The sequence below is a fragment of the Pseudomonas sp. HMSC066A08 genome (assembly GCF_001813025.1).
GTDB lineage: Bacteria > Pseudomonadota > Gammaproteobacteria > Pseudomonadales > Pseudomonadaceae > Pseudomonas > Pseudomonas aeruginosa.
The window spans coordinates 1-273 of sequence record NZ_KV811338.1 but is presented as its reverse complement, the minus strand read 5'-3'; the positions used below and the strand labels follow the sequence as shown (position 1 = coordinate 273).

1 rRNA gene is annotated in these 273 nt (G+C 52.4%); it reads right to left on the bottom strand.

The annotated features are described in order from the left end of the window. Positions 1 to 273, bottom strand: a 16S ribosomal RNA gene (locus HMPREF2886_RS22900); the annotation flags it as partial.

The window sequence follows — 273 nt, the reverse complement described above, 5'->3', positions numbered from 1 at the left end:
ATGACTTGACGTCATCCCCACCTTCCTCCGGTTTATCACCGGCAGTCTCCTTTGAGTTCCCACCATTACGTGCTGGCAACAAAGGATAAGGGTTGCGCTCGTTGCGGGACTTAACCCAACATTTCACAACACGAGCTGACGACAGCCATGCAGCACCTGTCTCAGCGTTCCCGAAGGCACTCCTCTATCTCTAAAGGATTCGCTGGATGTCAAGAGTAGGTAAGGTTCTTCGCGTTGCATCGAATTAAACCACATGCTCCACCGCTTGTGCGG